Here is a 16,059-nt window from a genome sequence, read left to right on the forward strand (position 1 = left end):
CTCTGTCCACTACGGGACGGAGCCTTTTTTTCTGAGCAAAACTACAGGGTACCAGCAGTTTCGGAGCGAAGATGGCAGGCCAGTTGAATCTTCAGCAGGTCCTCGGGTTGTTTGAGATCAATTCTCAGCAGACTTTCAATTTTTCGCAAACGCTGGTACAGCGTATTGATGTGAATATGCAATTCACTGGCTGTTTGATTGGCGGACAGACTGCATTTGATATACGTGAGCAAGGTTTTTTCCAGCTCTGCGTATCGTTCATGGTGCTCCCAGAACGGGCGGAATACATCCCGGACAAATGCCTGCATATCCTCAGGCGTTTGGTTAATCATCAGCTGGTTGACCCCCAGCTCATCATAACGTACGACGCCAGAACGGTTCCGGTTATTCAGGTATTGTACAGCTTTTTTAGCTTCTTCAAAGCTCTTGGCAATTGCCTCGAGGCCGCTGTATGCACCACCCACACCAACGGCCAATAGGCAGTCCTCATGCTGATTCCACTCTGTGACATATTCAGACATCCGCTCTGTGATCGTTCGGAGATGTGGGTGTGCTTGCACATCGACAAGCATGGTCAATTGATTATGAAAGCCGTAGGTAATGACTTCCGAGCCGGCAAAAAGCTGTTTCCACCTGGTGACGATGCGGTGAATATGAGCTTCCTGCCTCGCCAGATCGTAGCAGCGAAGCAAAACCCCATGAACGCACAGGTAAGTAGCGCCGGGTATGAGACCGAAAGACTGGGCCTGACTGGTCAGTTCCGTTCCTTTTGATGTGAGCAAATGCTGGAAAAAGTCATGTGAGCGTTTGAAAAAAACGGAGCTGAGGGACTGCTTTTTGACCAGCTCCAGTGTGATGATGGCCGTTCCCTGCTCAATCGTCAAGCGCTCCAGATCTGAGAGTATGAGCCTGTCCGAGCGAACGGCCAGACATCCGAGAAATACGGAGCCGTTCAACAAAGGAAAGAAGCAGAAAGAGAAATCCCTGCTTTCTGCATTGTCTCTTGCCGTTACCCACAAGGGATGGCGGCGGGAGGGCATCAGGATGTTCAGTTCATCCCAGCTAAGGATCATCTCTATCGCTGGTCGTTTATGCGACGAGTGAACCTGCTGTTCCAATGCATCGTAGAGCAAGATCTCCTGGCCAACCATCCTGCCCAATGCATGGATGATCGCGGCAGCACCTTTATTTTTCAGCGACAAATTCTTTAGAGCTTCGTGAATCTCGGTCCGCTTTACCAAATCGTTATGCTTGAGTTGAAGCTCTTTGCCAAGCTGAGCTGTTTGCTCGAGTGCAGCTTTGGTATCGGCGTACAGACGGGCGTTATCTAATGCAATGGCAGTCAGATGGGCCACGTCCTGTAAAAGCTGGAGATCGCTATTCAGAAAAAAATTCTCCTGGTGGAATTGATGGATGACCAGGACACCAATCCGCTGATCGCCGCGTGAGATCGGGACACTCATCAAACCGTGCAGATGACGGAGCTCTTTGGCATCATTCAAATGCTCATAGTTTTCTAAGGAGAGATCAGCCATGCCGGCTTGCACCTCTTGCTGCGTATGGAAGATGCGAGGCTGACCATCCTGAAAGACCTTGCCGGCAATCGACTCTCCCACCTGAAGACGAAAACAGTGGATGACGCTTTCCCGAAATCCGACGGCGGCTCTCGGAACCAGTCGTTCCAGCTTGGGGTCGTACATATGCAGCAGCCCTGCATCCGCAGCAGGAATAACGGAAAGAGTATTTCGTATCACATCATGAATCACGCGATCCAAATCCAGCGAGGATGAAATCGAGCGGGTGCTTTCCATGGTTTTGGACAGGACGTAGTTGGTGGAGTAGATGGTTTCTTCTGACTCCAGCAACCGAAAGAATAGCCAGGTAACGTCTAGGGATTCCCAAGATGGCTTCCACGACTGATTGCTTCGAACCTCGTCGGTCAGGCGAATAAGCGCACAGCTCTCTTCCTCAAGAGAAATAAACAGGTAGATATAGGGCGGCTCTGCCAGATAACCGGTATCATAGGAAACGGGAAACGCGCGGGGCGCAGAAGAGAAAGCGTGTTTTTTTACGGTTGGAAGTACGCGAGCTTCGGGCTGTTTCGGAGGGTGCTCCTCGGTCGAAAGCAGTAACCGCAGGTGACGATCCCTCTTGGTTTTCACCCAGATGGCTATCTCCATCAATCCCCATGTCTGAAACAAATAATCCTGCAACAGTTGGAGTGTACGCATGAAATTCACCTCCCTATGGGAAAACATACATTGATTCAGGTGAAACCTTGTATGTTTACACATTGTAGCAATTATTATGAATTTATACAATTATCACATAATACATGGGAGGTGGGAGCGAAATGGCTCAAACATATTTGAACTATATCAATGGTGAATGGGTACCAAGTGGAACGGGTGCTGTATTCCCCAGCATCAATCCTGCCCGGACACAAGAGATTCTGGGATATTTTCAAAAGTCGGATGCAGCCGATACAAAGCACGCCATTGAGGTGGCAGCAAGCGCATTCCCCGCATGGTCACAGACTTCTGCGCCATCGCGCGGTGAGTTTCTGTACAAGCTGATTCAGCTCTTGGATGCTCACCGGGAAGATTTGGCTGAGACAATCACACGCGAAGTCGGGAAGACGCTGAAGGAAGCCCGGGGAGAAGTAAACAAGACCATCGCTTCGATGAAGCAGTTGACGGGCGAAGTCACGAGACTGAGCGGGCAGACATTGCCGTCCTTTGATGAGCAGGTATTTGCTTACACGGTACGTGAGCCCATTGGTGTTTTTGCCATTATCGCCCCTTGGAATTTCCCGCTAGGCATCGGTTTGTGGAAAATTGTTCCTGCGATACTGGCTGGCAATACCGTTGTCTTCAAGCCGGCGAGCAATACATCGCTGATCAGTGTCAAGCTGGTTGAGCTGCTGGCCGAAAGCGGCGTCCCTGCGGGTGTGGTCAATCTGGTTACTGGGCCTGGGGCTGTGATTGGGGAAGAATTGACCCGCAATCCGTTAATTAAAGGCATCTCCTTTACAGGTTCGTCAGAGGTGGGACTCGACCTGGGCAAAGCGGTCGGTGCTCGCGGCGGAAAGATTCAGGCAGAGATGGGCGGGAAAAACCCGGCAATCATCATGCCTGACGCAGATGTAGATTTGGCGATCGACTGCATCGTAACCAGCGGATTTTTGGATAACGGACAACGTTGTACCGGTACGAGTCGCGTTTTGGTCCTGCCTGAGGTTGCCGAAGAAGTAAAAGCAAAGCTGATCGCCCGGGCAAAATCCTTGAAGATTGGTGACGGTTTCGACCCCGAGAGCAATAATGGTCCGCTCGCTGACAAAAACCAGTTGGACACCTATCTGCATTACGTACAAAAAGCCCTGGAGGAAGGGGCAACCCTGGAATGCGGAGGAAAACAGCTAACAGATGGCGAACTGCAAAACGGATATTTTGTGGCCCCGACAGTCTTTACCAATGTCACTCCGCAAATGACAATCGCCCAAGAGGAGATTTTCGGTCCCGTGATCGCGGTGATTGAGGTGGAGAGCTTCGAGCATGCCATGCAGGTAGCCAACCAGGTTGAATTTGGCCTATCGTCGACGATATTCACCAATGACCTGCACAGAGCCTTCCAGTTTGTCAGAGGCATTCAATCCGGCGTCACTCATGTCAATATGCCATCGACGCATTTTGAATCGCATTATCCGTTTGGCGGAAAGAAAATTTCGGGGCTTGGACCGCGTGAGCAAGGTGAATCCGCACTTGATTTCTATGTGGAATTGAAAACGGTCTATATTCGTCCGTAAAGAGCTGGGAGGCTGGCCATGAAACAAGTTGGATTTATCGGTATCGGCGTTATGGGAAAAGGGATGATTGCCAATCTGCTGCAAAAAGGGCATCGCGTATATGCCTATGACGCCAGTGCTGAAGCATTGAGGTGGGCAAAAGAGCAAGGGGCCCAGGTGGTACACTCGCCCGCAGAGCTGGGACCAGGTGCACAGATCGTCTTTTCATCACTTCCCGGTCCGGAAATCGTCGAAGAAGTGATGCTGGGAGAGAATGGGTTGTTTGCTACGCTTGCCCCAGACAGTATGGTATTTGATACGAGCACGATCGATCCCGCAACCGCACAGAAGCTCTATGCGGAAGCAAAGCAGCGCGGCTTTCACTTTTTTGACTGTCCGGTGAGCGGAGGTCCCGCAGGCGCAAAAGGCGGAACGCTTACGATCATGGTGGGAGGCGATAGCGAACTGCTTCCGGCGGCCATGCCGTATTTGCAAGCGATCGGCCGTGACATCGTCCATATCGGAGATGCAGGATCAGGCCAGGTCGCCAAGCTTTGTCATAACGCAGTCGTCGCCAGTATCACGGCTGCATTGGGGGAAGCGCTGCTCGTGGCGCGAAAGGCGGGAGTGGACCCTCAGAAAGTGGCCTCTGTCATTGAGAGCGGTTCTGCGCACAACCGGGTGCTGTCTATCTTTGGCCCTAATATCCTGTACGGCACGTACAGCGAAACCATTTTTTCGCTTGCTCATATGCACAAAGACTTGAAGCTGTACGAACATACCGCTCGTAAACAACAGGTCCCTTCCTTCGTCGGCTCAACCGTTTTTCAGCTTTACGAGGCGGCTATGGCACAAGGCAAAGGGGGGTGGGATTCGTCAGCAGTTTGCACCGTCATCGAACAACTGGGACAAGACAGCATCGCGCGTTAACCGGGTTCGTGTTTCCTGAGGGAGACACGCTTTTCCCGTTTTTCTGAAGACTCACGATGTACAAATATGGTTCGAGGTGATGGAAATGAAAAGCAGCGTGCGTGATTGGAAGCTTCATCTCATCGTCTTGCTTCTGGTAATTGTGGGCGAGTGGATCGGTGCCCGAAAAATCAACTTGGGCTTTGGCGTACTCGCACTCTTCCCGATGCTCTATGTACTGGTACTGGGCGGCATTATCAGTTGGCCATCGTTTCGCTGGTTGAAAGAAGAGCAGATGAAAAAAGCAGCGACGATTTTAGGGATTGCCTTTCTACTGTTCGTCGCGAAGCTGGGAACAATGCTGGGCCCTTCGCTGTTAAAAATCTTTGAAGCAGGATGGTCGCTGGCGTTTCAGGAAATTGGCCATTTCATCGGGACGATTATCCTGGGCCTGCCCATCGCGCTGTGGCTCGGAATGGGCAGAGAATCGATTGGCGCCACTTTCTCCATCGACCGCGAGCCCAACCTGGCTATTATCTCTGAAAAGTACGGCGCGGACTCACCCGAGGGGAGAGGTGCGCTTGGCGTCTATGTATGCGGGACGTTGTTTGGTGCCATCTATCTCGCGCTGTTGGCAGGCTTTCTCGGCAGCATGGGCATTCTTCATCCGATTTCTCTGGCCATGGGTGCGGGGGTCGGTTCCGGCAGTATGATGGCAGCAGCGTCCGGAGCACTGGCTGTTGTCTTCCCAGAGCATGAGCAGGATATCGCGGTCTTTGCGGGAGCTGCCAACCTGCTGACGACGATTTTAGGCACCTACATCTGCATTTTCTTCTCATTGCCTATCACTGTACGCCTGTACAACCGGCTGGCCCCCATCATCGGCAAGCAACCTGTTGCTGCGAAAGAGGAGGAGACGAACGCATGAAAGACAAAGTTCTCATCATCTCACTCATCGGATTGATCGCTGTCATCGGCAACTGGATCGGCTATCAGGTTTCCCCCATCGAAGCGCTTCCTGGTATTATCATCATTATTGCGATTACGCTGATCGGTTGGGGAATCACGGCCATCTTGCCCTTTAAAAGCCCGTCCGTTGTCTGGATTTCACTGGTGGCGCTCTTGATTACCAGCCCCATTTTTCCAGGGAACTCATGGCTTGCTGAGGCCACTGCGAAATTGAACTTCATGGCTCTGGCTACTCCTATTTTGGCTTATGCAGGTCTGTCTCTCGGAAAGGACATCGAGAGCTTCAAGCGACTAAGCTGGCGAATTGTTGTCATCTCACTGGTTGTTTATACAGGCACGTTTTTCTTTGCGGCGCTGTTTGCAGAGATTGTATTCCGGATACAAGGCAGGTTTTGATTCAACTGTATTGGCAAATACATGTCCCCGCCCTCAGACTTGACATCGCCAGCCTCAGCACTCTAGCATGGTACTGGATTGAGCAAGCAAGAAACGGGGAGATGGACAGGTGCAAGAGTTGACACAGGACATCCTAACGAGCATCGAGACTCCTGTCTCGGGCAGGAAAATAGCTATATTTGTCTATACACCATTATGCGGGACCTGCAAACTGGCAGCGAGGATGCTGGATATTGTGGAGCAGACAATACCCCGACTGATGTTGTTTCAGGTTAATATCAATACGATGCCAGAGCTGGCAGAAAAATGGACCATTACGAGCGTGCCTGGGCTTCTCTTGTTTGACAGCGGTCAGTTGAAAGAGAGACATTACGCCTTTCATTCCGTAGATTTTTTGTATCGGCTTTTCAGAAGCTTCACCTAGACAAACACCTATTTCCTTCGCGATGAATACATCAATCACAGAGGACAGATCGCGAAGGAGGAGAAGCATGCAAATCCATGTTGTCGAGCAAGGACAAACCTTGAGTGTCATTGCAGAGCGCTACAACACCACAGCGATTGCAATCGCTCAGGCCAACCAGATTCCTGAACCGGATCGACTCGTCGTCGGACAGGCGCTGGTCATCCCGATTGTAGGCAGCTACTACTGGATACAGGCGGGAGATACGCTTTATACCATAGGTCAAAACTACGGAATCAGTGCCCCCGAATTGGCGCGGGTCAACGGAATTTCGCTTTACCGCCCGCTTCAGATCGGGCAGCGATTGTACATTCCGCCCAGGCCGCGCCGGGCAGCTGATTTTAATGCATATGCGGAGCCGAGGCAGAGAGTGACCGAGGCACTGGAGGCAGATGTCCGACAAGCTGCCCCACATCTGACCTACCTTGCTCCGTTCAGCTTTCGGATAAATCGGGATGGTACCCTGACTCCCCCGCCGCTGGATGATTTTCGCCGGATTGCTGATGAAAACAAGGTCGTTTTGATGATGGCCATCACTAATCTTGAGGGAGATCAGTTCAGCCCTGAGCTGGGCAGTCTCGTGCTGAATGACATGACGATTCAAAACAAGCTGTTGGACAATATCATCAGTACGGCCAATGAACTGGGATTTGGGGATATCCATTTTGATCTGGAAGCATTGCCCGCAACTGACCGAGAAGCGTATGCCCGTTTTCTGCGCCGGGCAAAGGAGCGGGCCAGAGCAAATGGTCTGATGATGTCTGTCGCGGTAGCGCCCAAAACCAGTGCGGCGCAGCCAGGAAAATGGTACGCGGCTCATGACTATAGAGCGATCGGTGAAATTGCCGACTTTGTGGTCATCATGACCTATGAGTGGGGATACAGCGGGGGACCGCCGATGCCGGTTTCACCGATTGGTCCGGTACGCAAGGTCCTCGAATATGCCCTGACCGAGATGCCGGCTGGGAAGATCATGATGGGACAAAACCTCTACGGGTATGATTGGACGCTGCCTTTTCAACCAGGTACCACAGCTCGCGCCCTTAGTCCGCAAGCAGCTGTAGCGCTTGCCCAGGCCAGGCAGGTCGCGATTCAGTACGACAATCAGGCACAGGCACCGTTCTTTGAGTACACCGATGATGCGGGGCGGAATCATCGTGTCTGGTTTGAGGATGCAAGGTCGATCCAAGCCAAATTCAATCTGGTCAAAGAGTTGAATCTGCGAGGCGTCAGCTATTGGAGACTGGGCCTTCCTTTTCCGCAGAATTGGCTCTTGATCGAAGACAACTTCCGTGTCAGAAAGCGGAGAACATAAGAAAAAAGCGTACAGTCCGCTCGAGTCTGTACGCTTTTTTTCTCTATGCAAAACATGGTATGATGTTGGCAAAAGAACGAGGAGGGAGATCATGGGAGAGTGCAGACTGAACCACAGTACCGAGGATGTCCAGAGTAAGCTCGTCGAGCAGACCCCTTATTTGCCCCCGGCCCTGGCGCAGCAACTGAGCGGGCTGTTGGATAAAACACTGACACAGGAGACGTTGAATGAACTGTTTCACCTGTTAAAAAAGTACGATCTGGCTTCGCCGGAAGAACGCTTGGTCCGCGAAGAGAAGATGTACAAGCTGTTTGCATAAGAAAGTGTGATCTATTCGATCCGTTTACGCCCGGCGAATCCATCGGTGAGACTATGATAGTGCATGATCCGCGGCTCCCCGGCTCTCCAACAGAGCAGCACTTCTTCCCCGTTGATAACGGACGGAAAGTCAAACAGGCCGATGTCGATATCTTTGACCTGGATACCTTTTTCCATCAACTGGCTGATGTGAAGTTGTGATTCCAAATCCATAAACTCCAGGCGGCATTCCAGTGTAAACACCGCTTGCTCGTCCTGGGGTTGTTGTTTTTTCACTTGCTGTAATTCTTCATACATGCTATAAAAGCGGCGTTTTGTCTCCTGTAAAAAGGAGAGTTCCTCGCGTACATACGGGAGCAATTGATTTGCTTCATCAAGAGTGAAATATTTTTTGGACAAACATAACACCTCCTCCCACCATTATACAAGGATGCGGACAGGGAGGAAATGGAAGAGTTGTCCGCAGTGTGCGGCAACCGGGAAGGAGCAGCCATGGACGACAAACTGTACTACCAGGACGCCTATTTGCAGAGTTTTGAGGCAGAGATTGTCAAGCGCGGTGCGGAAGAGAATGGACAACCTTATGTGGTGCTGACGCAGACCGCGTTTTACCCGACGGGCGGGGGTCAGCCATGCGATCTGGGGACCCTCGGTAATCGACAGGTTACGGATGTGGAGGAGGTCGCGGGGGAGATCAGGCATCGCTTGGATGCACCGATCGCGGAAGACGTAACAAAGGTTGCCGGACAGATTGATTGGGAGCGCCGTTTTGATCTGATGCAGCAGCATGCAGGTCAGCATATTTTGTCAGCATCCTTTATCGAAATCGCAGGAGCGCAGACCGTCGCCTTTCACCTGGGACGCGAGCATGTGACGATTGATGTAGAGCTGGATACACTGGCAGCGGAGCTGGCGGAGAGGGTTGAGCGATTGGCCAATCAGATCGTGATGGAAAACCGCCCGATTGAAGCGCGGTTTGTCACAGAAGAAGAGCTGGCGCAGTTGCCCCTCACCAAACAACCGACCGTAACGGAAAATATCCGGGTCGTGATGATCAAAGACTTTGATTACAACCCCTGTGGCGGTACACATCCGCATACAACCGGCGAAGTGGGGCCAATCAAGATTATCGGTTGGGAGCGTCATCGCGGCAACATCCGCGTCCAGTTTGTCTGCGGTGCCCGAGCCTTTGCCGATTATTCACGAAAACAAAAGCTGCTGCAGGACTTGATGAGATTACTGGGGACCAGTGAGTCAGAGGCATGTGAAGTGTTGGGGCGTCTACTGACTGAAAAAGAAGCTTTGAAAGAGGCTTTGCAGCAAAAGGAAATGGAATTGCTCAGTCTGGAAGCCGAACGCTTGCGAAAAGAGTCTGAAGGGCTGGGAGGTAATCTGCGGCTGGTTCTGACTTCTTTTGCGGGGCGCAGTATGCAAGAGCTTCAACAGTTGGCGCGAGCAATCACTTCCCAGGATGCAAAGGCCATCGTTTTGTTTGCGACAACTGGTGAAAAGCTTCAGCTTGTCTTTGCTCGCGGTACAGACGTTACAGTGGAGATGAATCAGTTGGTCAAGGAAACCCTGCCGCTAATCGATGGAAAAGGCGGTGGAAGTCCGTCCATGGCGCAAGGAGGCGGTGCTGCTACGCTGCCGGTCGATGATCTCCTTTCCCATGCACGTGGGCTTCTTCTGGCAAAAATAGAGGGATAACATACGTTGTTTTCCATAAAATGGACAAATGAATGAGGAGGGGACGATTACGATGACTTCATGGAATCCGGGCGATCATGTTCGTGTGGGCCACAAAACGGGCGAGTACATTACGGAAGTGGTCGAAAATCACGGTGAAAAATTATTGGTAAAAGTTATGGCCGTGACGAAATATCCAACGCAAGGTGATTTGCACAATCCGCTGGAAGTTGATGTGCCGCTGTTTCACCAGAGACCAGCGCTCTCTTATCTGGAAAAAATCATGGTTCCCACACAGACCGTGATGGGTTACAACGGCGCTTTGCCTGATTACAAGGAGTCGGTAAAGGTGACGTTGGAGCGGGAAATGGAAAAGCTGCGAAAGACGACAAAATGGGCCGAGCGTTGTCTGGTCGAACTGGAGATTTTGTACAAGGAAACCTTTACAAACGCAAAATAGCGTGATAGTGTAGAAATCGAACCAAATAATGACGTTCAATACCAAACGGGAGCCGGGCGAAATCGGCTGAGATTGTAACGAATGCGTTACTGACCGTTGAACCTGAACTGGGTCATGCCAGCGGAGGAAGAGGTATCAGCTCATCAGCGAGAAGGTCGATGTCATGTGTTCTCTAGCAGTCACGACATCACCCCATGCAGATCAGCAACCACAACCATCCGAGGCGGATGGTTTTTTTTATCCGCCCCGGATGTACCGTATAAATACGGCTTCTTCCGTCTGTTGTCTCATGATACAGGTGGAAGCGGCCGTTTTTTTATGACGTCTCGTTTGAACAAACCATCAAGTGCGCTGAGGAGGGAGAATATGCAGGTCCAGTTAAATGGCAAGGGAACGGAGCTGGCTGACACGATACAGAATGTGCGTGAATTGCTGCTGTCCTACCAGTTGCAAGAAAAAATCGTCATTGTAGAGCGAAACGGCGAGATCGTGGATCGCTCCCGCTATGAAGAAACACCGGTTATGGATGGAGACAGAATTGAAATTGTACACTTTGTCGGTGGAGGATGATCAAGATGGATACATGGAAAATTGGACCGTATGAATTTCGCTCGCGCCTGCTTCTGGGTACGGGAAAATTTCCCGATCTGGAGCTGCAAGGCAAGGCCGTGGCTGCTTCAGAAGCGGAAATATTGACATTTGCCATACGTCGTTTAAATTTGGAAAACCCGCATGAACCAAACTTTCTGGAACAGTTGGACTTGAAACAGTTTACGCTGCTGCCTAATACAGCAGGAGCATACACGGCAGAGGAGGCGGTACGGATTGCACGATTGGCAAAAGCATCAGGTCTGTGCGACATGATCAAGGTCGAAGTAATCGGCGATCCGAAAACACTGCTGCCGGACCCTATCGGTACGCTGGAAGCCTCCCGAATTCTCGTCGAAGAGGGATTCATCGTCCTGACTTACACCAATGATGATCCGATTTTAGCAAGACATTTGCAGGAAGTAGGCGTACATGCCGTCATGCCGGGAGCTTCCCCGATCGGTTCTGGTCAGGGCATCATCAATGCAAACAACCTCCGGTTTATCATCGAGGACGCCAAGGTGCCGGTCATCATTGATGCGGGCATCGGTTCCCCGGCTGATTGTGCGCTGGCCATGGAGCTTGGCGCAGATGGCGTCCTGCTCAACACAGCCGTGGCTCTCGCCGATGATCCTGTACTGATGGCGGAAGCGATGAAACTGGGAGTCGAGGCAGGCAGAAAAGGCTTCCTGGCCGGTAGAATTCCGAAAAAGCGCTATGCTTCAGCGAGCAGTCCTCTGGAAGGCATGATTGAATAAAGTCGCAGCGACGAACACGCATTATGAGAACACCACCTGGATATAGGAGCACGAGCAAGAAGAAGAGGAGTGTGTCAACATGTCAACCTTTACGCAGCGTCTGCGTAAGAAAGTAGACCCGATCTGGGAGCGGACGCATCGTCACCCCTTTGTGACTGGTCTTGGCGACGGAAGCCTTCCCGTCCAATCTTTCCGCTTCTACATGAAGCAGGATTACGTCTATTTGATCGAATACGCCAAAATGTTCGCCATCGCCAGTACAAAGGCGACGGATTTGGCGACCAGTTCTCGCTTTGCATCTCTACAGGAGGCCACGCTTCATTTTGAAATGGATCTTCATCGGCAATACGCGGCGCGGTTCGGGATCACACGTGAAGAGCTGGAGCAAACCAAGCCCTCGTTTGTCATGCTGGCGTACACCAGCTACATGCTGAAAGTAGCTCACCAGGGCTCGCTTGCCGATCTGGTAAGTGCGGTTCTCCCGTGTGCCTGGAGCTATTGGGAAATCGGGAAACGGCTGGCGATGATCGAAGGCGCGATTGAGCATGAATGGTACGGGGATTGGGTGCGCACCTACAGCTCGGAGGAATTCGGTGAGCTGGCGCAATGGTTGATCGATCTGATGGACCAACTGGCCGAGGGCAAAACGGAAGCTGAGCTGGCTATACTGGAGGAGCATTTCTTGAATACCTCGCGCATGGAATATCTGTTCTGGGAGATGGCTTACACGGAGGAAGAGTGGCCGTGCGAGAGAAACTAGCATTTTCGCAAGTCAGTTTTTCCTATGGAGATCAGCCTATCTTGGATAGGTTTGGCTTGGAGATCCAAAAAGGTGAGCTGGTAAGTCTGATCGGGCCGAGCGGGATCGGGAAGAGTACGCTTTTTCAACTGGCAGCCGGCCTGCTTCAGCCCGAGCACGGTGTCATCCGTCTTGATGGACAGCCAGCGACAAAACGGCTGGGGCAGGTTGGCTACATGCCCCAGCGGGATCTGCTCCTGGCCTGGCGGACTGTGGCTGAAAATGCGGGTTTACCGCTGGAAATACAAGGATTTTCACAACGAGCGATCCGTGAGCGTGTCGAGCAAGAACTGCCGAGGTTTGGCCTTGCTGAATGGAAAGATGCGTACCCGGAGGAACTTTCCGGAGGGATGCGACAACGCGTCTCCTTTATGCGGGCCTTGTTGACGGGAGCTGATTTGCTCCTGTTGGATGAGCCTTTCAGTGCGCTGGACGGGATCACACGGATGGAGATGCAGGAGTGGCTCCACTCGATGTGGCAGCAAACAGGCAGTACGATGCTGTTGATTACCCATGACATCGACGAGGCAATCCTGTTGGCAGACAGGGTGGTTGTCCTTTTGGGTGCCCCCATTCGCCAGCCGGTGGAGCTTCGAGTCGCCGTTCCGCGGCCCAGATCCATGAGCAGCCGAAACGATCCTGCCTTTCACGCATTGCGGGAGGAAATCTGGCAGCTTTTGCGCAGCTCTGCCCATGCCGTCGGGGAAAGGAGGGGGGGCTGATGTCATCATTTCGGAAGGGACTGATGTTTTTGCTTTCCCTCCTCGGGCTATTGCTCGTCTGGGAAACAGCGTGCCGAATCCTTGATGTCCCCGCATTTATTTTGCCGCCGCCAAGCGCTGTATTTCAATCCCTGTGGAATCTGCGCGAGCAACTGTTGGGGCTCCATCTCTGGGCGACGTTAAAAGAGGTGCTGCTCGGTCTTTCTGCGTCAGTCTTGTTTGGAATTTCGCTGGCGCTGGTGATGACGTTGAGCAAGAGCGCAGAGCGTCTGATCTACCCGTATATCGTGATTTCACAGACGATTCCGATCATCGCGCTGTCACCGGTCTTTATCCTTTGGTTCGGATATGATCTGACGGGAAAGATCGCCGTTACGATTCTCTTTACATTTTTCCCGATTGTCGTCAGTACCTTCGACGGTTTGCGGGCGTGCGACCGGGAGATGACCAACCTTCTCCGCACGATGGGAGCAAGCAGGTGGCAGCTTTTCCGCAAGCTGCAATTGCCGGCCAGCCTCCCCCATTTTTTTAGCGGGCTGAAGGTAGCCGCTACGTACAGTGTATCCGGTGCGACCATCGGGGAGTGGCTGGGGGCAAGCGAAGGTCTTGGCTATTTTGGGCGCCGGGCTTCGGGCAATTTTCAGGCACCCGCCTTGTTTGCATCCGTGCTGCTTCTCTCGCTGTTGGGCATGCTGTTGTTTTGGTTGGCAGGGCGATTGGAGCTTCGGTTTGCCCCCCATAAACGAAAAAGAAAAAATAGATGATCAGGTAGGAGAAAACCATGAAAAAATGGACGAAGATGCTTCTTATTCTCAGTCTGACAGCTGGCCTCGCAGCCTGCGGTACACAGTCAGAACATCCAGCAGGACAGGAGGGCAAGAGCCCATCATCCCCTGGTGGCAAAGAGCCGACTGAACTGACGCTGGTGCTTGACTGGTATCCCAATGCCGTACACTCTTTTCTCTACGCAGCAGAGGAGCAGGGTTACTTCCGGGACGAAAATCTGAAAGTCCACCTCCAGATGCCGTCGGATGCGAATGATCCGCTGCGGATGGTCGGAGCGGGCAAAGTCGATATGGCGATCAGCTACCAAACGCAGATGGTGCAGGCCCGCTCGGAAGATATCCAGGTGGTATCGATCGCCGCCTTGGTGAGACATCCGCTGAATGTGATCATGACGCGGAAAGACAGCGGATTGGATACGCCGGAGAAGCTGGCAGGAAAGAATATCGGGTACCCATCTGTACCACTTGATGAGGCGGTCGTTCGTACGGTTGTCAGACAAACGGGTGCAGATGATTCCGGCCTTGCTTTTACGGATATCGGCTTTGATATCATCCCGGCATTAACTGCGAAAAAAGTGGATGCGGTCGTCGGCGGCTATATCAACCATGAGCAGGTCATTCTGGAAAAACACGGTGTGCCTGTCAACGTGATCAAGCCAAGTGATTTTGGCGTACCGGATTATTACGAGCTGGTCATCGCGACCAGTGATGAGACGTTGACTCAAAAGAAAGACGCTTTAGCAGCCTTTCTCCGCGCTGCGGCCAAGGGTCAGGCATATGTGAAGGAACACAAGAAAGAGGTATTGACTTCGCTTTTGGCCAAGCAGGCAAAAGAATTCCCATTGGAAGAGGATGTAGAGGAGAAAAGTCTCGATATCCTTTTGCCTCTGATGGATGCAGGCAGTGAACCTTTTGGCAGTCAGTCTGCGGAATCGTGGCAGAAGCTGATCGATTGGATGCTGGAAGAGAAGCTGATATCCAAGGAAATCAAAGCAGAAGAGGTTATGGCAAATCTAACAAAATAGTGGCAAAGCGCAAAACTCTCCGTTGGGGAGTTTTGTTTTGTCTGGAAGCGTTATAGTATATAAAGAAGAAGGTAGAGTGTTGGAAATTTAGACAAGGAGAAGACTCATGAGCAATAATAAAAACCGGAGCAACAAACTGGTCATTCTCGCTTTTGTCGCTACCGTCGTATTATCAGGGGCGTCAATCGCAATTTTTATGTACCGTGCACTAAACGCTATGTAAGCGGATCGAGGATACTCTTTATCAGCCTTCTCGACCTGATGCAAAAAGTCACTGAAGCTGTTCTTTAGTGACTTTTTTCTATCTGTAACAGTCTGATCCGCACGTGCAATCCAGCTCTGGACGTGCAGTTAGGGAGCGGCAGAGTGAATCACTTTAATCTTCTCCTCCAGCTCCCTCATCGTAATCTGGTTCAATTCTGTAAAACCCAAATTACGTAAACTGATCATCTTTCCATCGTACACAGGATAGACGCCTTGCCACAGGCCAACTGTACTGTACAGGTCGCTGCCGCTCACTTTTTTCAGAAACAGGACATATTGTTCAGCAGCTAGCGGGCCGGGATAACGCATGTTTACCGGATCAGCAGGGTCAGGGAGCGGCTCAACGCCTGTACTCATGAGTTTGACTGGCGCGAGGACATGGCCTTTTAACACTTTTTCAACGCGAACGGTTTGAACAAAATTGACGATCCTGCGTTGACCAATTCTTCCTCCCGTCTCAAAAGTTTGATACGACTGATTGGGCCAGCCAAGAATGATCAGATCGCTTTTGACAATCAGCTCCCTCCCATTTGCCACTCTTGTCGGATCAACCTGCAAATCTCCAATTTCAGGTGTGGCCGAGACAGGAGCAGCCACAACGCTGCTTAGCCAGATGGCGATAATGAGAACATGTTTCTTCCACATTCGATAGAAGCCCTCCTACAAGTGGTAAAACCCAATTTTAGTATGATCGACGAGGTGGTTACTATTCCCAAAAAAGCCGAAGAAGAGAATGGACGTTTCCAAATAGTATTGTGGTAATATTCCGAAAAATGAAGGGAAGTGGTAAAATAAGGTCGGTATGCTTCTAGATCCGG

18 protein-coding genes and 1 riboswitch are annotated in these 16,059 nt (G+C 51.5%); of the genes, 15 read left to right on the forward strand and 3 right to left on the reverse strand.

The window, feature by feature from the left end:
- Positions 1–41: 41 nt before the first annotated feature.
- Positions 42–2,231, reverse strand: a complete 2,190-nt coding sequence (locus NDK47_RS13290; RefSeq protein ID WP_251875639.1) for a helix-turn-helix domain-containing protein — start codon at positions 2,229–2,231, stop codon at positions 42–44.
- Between the two features lie 122 nt (positions 2,232–2,353).
- Here NDK47_RS13290 and NDK47_RS13295 point away from each other — a divergent pair, with 122 nt between their 5' ends.
- The 7 genes from NDK47_RS13295 (at position 2,354) to NDK47_RS13325 (ending at position 8,155) form a co-directional block, all read left to right on the forward strand.
- Complete coding sequence (locus tag NDK47_RS13295) at positions 2,354–3,805, forward strand: aldehyde dehydrogenase family protein (RefSeq protein WP_251875641.1); 1,452 nt, start codon at positions 2,354–2,356, stop codon at positions 3,803–3,805.
- Positions 3,806–3,823: 18 nt separating this feature from the next.
- The gene (locus tag NDK47_RS13300; RefSeq protein ID WP_251875643.1) at positions 3,824–4,714 is read left to right on the forward strand and encodes an NAD(P)-dependent oxidoreductase; all 891 of its coding nucleotides are present in this window, start codon (positions 3,824–3,826) and stop codon (positions 4,712–4,714) included.
- Between the two features lie 85 nt (positions 4,715–4,799).
- Positions 4,800–5,621, forward strand: coding sequence for a DUF3100 domain-containing protein (locus NDK47_RS13305; RefSeq protein WP_251875645.1), 822 nt, complete (start codon positions 4,800–4,802; stop codon positions 5,619–5,621).
- Positions 5,618–6,058, forward strand: a complete 441-nt coding sequence (locus NDK47_RS13310; protein WP_251875647.1) for a hypothetical protein — start codon at positions 5,618–5,620, stop codon at positions 6,056–6,058. Before NDK47_RS13305 ends, NDK47_RS13310 begins: the two co-directional genes overlap by 4 nt.
- 109 nt (positions 6,059–6,167) lie before the next feature.
- Entirely contained in the window at positions 6,168–6,482 is a 315-nt protein-coding gene (locus NDK47_RS13315; protein WP_251875649.1) for a thioredoxin family protein, read from the forward strand.
- A gap of 67 nt (positions 6,483–6,549) precedes the next feature.
- Complete coding sequence (locus tag NDK47_RS13320) at positions 6,550–7,836, forward strand: glycoside hydrolase family 18 protein (RefSeq protein WP_251875651.1); 1,287 nt, start codon at positions 6,550–6,552, stop codon at positions 7,834–7,836.
- Between the two features lie 91 nt (positions 7,837–7,927).
- Complete coding sequence (locus NDK47_RS13325) at positions 7,928–8,155, forward strand: hypothetical protein (RefSeq protein WP_251875653.1); 228 nt, start codon at positions 7,928–7,930, stop codon at positions 8,153–8,155.
- A gap of 11 nt (positions 8,156–8,166) precedes the next feature.
- Here the strand turns inward: NDK47_RS13325 and NDK47_RS13330 are convergent, their stop codons facing one another.
- On the reverse strand, positions 8,167–8,553 hold the full coding sequence (locus tag NDK47_RS13330) for a DUF2203 domain-containing protein (RefSeq protein ID WP_251875655.1): 387 nt from the start codon (positions 8,551–8,553) through the stop codon (positions 8,167–8,169).
- Between the two features lie 48 nt (positions 8,554–8,601).
- Here NDK47_RS13330 and NDK47_RS13335 point away from each other — a divergent pair, with 48 nt between their 5' ends.
- From NDK47_RS13335 to NDK47_RS13370, 8 genes are all read left to right on the forward strand, one after another.
- Positions 8,602–9,861, forward strand: a complete 1,260-nt coding sequence (locus tag NDK47_RS13335) for an alanyl-tRNA editing protein (RefSeq protein ID WP_322112093.1) — start codon at positions 8,602–8,604, stop codon at positions 9,859–9,861.
- Between the two features lie 52 nt (positions 9,862–9,913).
- Entirely contained in the window at positions 9,914–10,300 is a 387-nt protein-coding gene (gene kapB, locus NDK47_RS13340) for a kinase-associated lipoprotein KapB (RefSeq protein WP_251875665.1), read from the forward strand.
- Between the two features lie 35 nt (positions 10,301–10,335).
- Positions 10,336–10,446: riboswitch (TPP riboswitch) on the forward strand.
- Between the two features lie 220 nt (positions 10,447–10,666).
- The gene (thiS, locus tag NDK47_RS13345) at positions 10,667–10,870 is read left to right on the forward strand and encodes a sulfur carrier protein ThiS (RefSeq protein WP_251875667.1); all 204 of its coding nucleotides are present in this window, start codon (positions 10,667–10,669) and stop codon (positions 10,868–10,870) included.
- Between the two features lie 5 nt (positions 10,871–10,875).
- Complete coding sequence (locus NDK47_RS13350) at positions 10,876–11,646, forward strand: thiazole synthase (protein WP_251875669.1); 771 nt, start codon at positions 10,876–10,878, stop codon at positions 11,644–11,646.
- Between the two features lie 79 nt (positions 11,647–11,725).
- Entirely contained in the window at positions 11,726–12,406 is a 681-nt protein-coding gene (gene tenA, locus NDK47_RS13355; protein WP_251875671.1) for a thiaminase II, read from the forward strand.
- Positions 12,391–13,167 carry an ABC transporter ATP-binding protein gene (locus NDK47_RS13360; protein WP_251875673.1) on the forward strand — a complete coding sequence of 259 codons (777 nt, stop codon included), beginning with the start codon at positions 12,391–12,393 and terminating at the stop codon, positions 13,165–13,167. The genes tenA and NDK47_RS13360 overlap by 16 nt, the downstream gene beginning before the upstream one ends.
- On the forward strand, positions 13,167–13,931 hold the full coding sequence (locus NDK47_RS13365) for an ABC transporter permease (RefSeq protein ID WP_251875675.1): 765 nt from the start codon (positions 13,167–13,169) through the stop codon (positions 13,929–13,931). Before NDK47_RS13360 ends, NDK47_RS13365 begins: the two co-directional genes overlap by 1 nt.
- Before the next feature lie 17 nt (positions 13,932–13,948).
- Complete coding sequence (locus NDK47_RS13370) at positions 13,949–14,977, forward strand: ABC transporter substrate-binding protein (RefSeq protein WP_251875677.1); 1,029 nt, start codon at positions 13,949–13,951, stop codon at positions 14,975–14,977.
- A 351-nt stretch (positions 14,978–15,328) separates the two neighbouring features.
- Here NDK47_RS13370 and NDK47_RS13375 read toward each other — a convergent pair whose 3' ends face one another.
- Positions 15,329–15,886, reverse strand: a complete 558-nt coding sequence (locus NDK47_RS13375; protein ID WP_251875679.1) for a hypothetical protein — start codon at positions 15,884–15,886, stop codon at positions 15,329–15,331.
- Between the last annotated feature and the right edge of the window lie 173 nt (positions 15,887–16,059).

Source organism: Brevibacillus ruminantium, assembly GCF_023746555.1.
GTDB lineage: Bacteria > Bacillota > Bacilli > Brevibacillales > Brevibacillaceae > Brevibacillus > Brevibacillus ruminantium.

Bases quoted from the DNA above. Each gene is read 5' to 3' on its own strand.
- NDK47_RS13290 (WP_251875639.1), bottom strand. From the start codon at position 2,231: ATGCGTACACTCCAACTGTTGCAGGATTATTTGTTTCAGACATGGGGA.
- NDK47_RS13320 (WP_251875651.1), top strand. From the start codon at position 6,550: ATGCAAATCCATGTTGTCGAGCAAGGACAAACCTTGAGTGTCATTGCA.
- NDK47_RS13305 (WP_251875645.1), top strand. From the start codon at position 4,800: ATGAAAAGCAGCGTGCGTGATTGGAAGCTTCATCTCATCGTCTTGCTT.
- NDK47_RS13325 (WP_251875653.1), top strand. From the start codon at position 7,928: ATGGGAGAGTGCAGACTGAACCACAGTACCGAGGATGTCCAGAGTAAG.
- kapB (WP_251875665.1), top strand. From the start codon at position 9,914: ATGACTTCATGGAATCCGGGCGATCATGTTCGTGTGGGCCACAAAACG.
- NDK47_RS13295 (WP_251875641.1), top strand. From the start codon at position 2,354: ATGGCTCAAACATATTTGAACTATATCAATGGTGAATGGGTACCAAGT.
- NDK47_RS13370 (WP_251875677.1), top strand. From the start codon at position 13,949: ATGAAAAAATGGACGAAGATGCTTCTTATTCTCAGTCTGACAGCTGGC.
- NDK47_RS13310 (WP_251875647.1), top strand. From the start codon at position 5,618: ATGAAAGACAAAGTTCTCATCATCTCACTCATCGGATTGATCGCTGTC.
- thiS (WP_251875667.1), top strand. From the start codon at position 10,667: ATGCAGGTCCAGTTAAATGGCAAGGGAACGGAGCTGGCTGACACGATA.
- tenA (WP_251875671.1), top strand. From the start codon at position 11,726: ATGTCAACCTTTACGCAGCGTCTGCGTAAGAAAGTAGACCCGATCTGG.
- NDK47_RS13365 (WP_251875675.1), top strand. From the start codon at position 13,167: ATGTCATCATTTCGGAAGGGACTGATGTTTTTGCTTTCCCTCCTCGGG.
- NDK47_RS13300 (WP_251875643.1), top strand. From the start codon at position 3,824: ATGAAACAAGTTGGATTTATCGGTATCGGCGTTATGGGAAAAGGGATG.
- NDK47_RS13335 (WP_322112093.1), top strand. From the start codon at position 8,602: ATGGAAGAGTTGTCCGCAGTGTGCGGCAACCGGGAAGGAGCAGCCATG.
- NDK47_RS13375 (WP_251875679.1), bottom strand. From the start codon at position 15,886: ATGTGGAAGAAACATGTTCTCATTATCGCCATCTGGCTAAGCAGCGTT.
- NDK47_RS13350 (WP_251875669.1), top strand. From the start codon at position 10,876: ATGGATACATGGAAAATTGGACCGTATGAATTTCGCTCGCGCCTGCTT.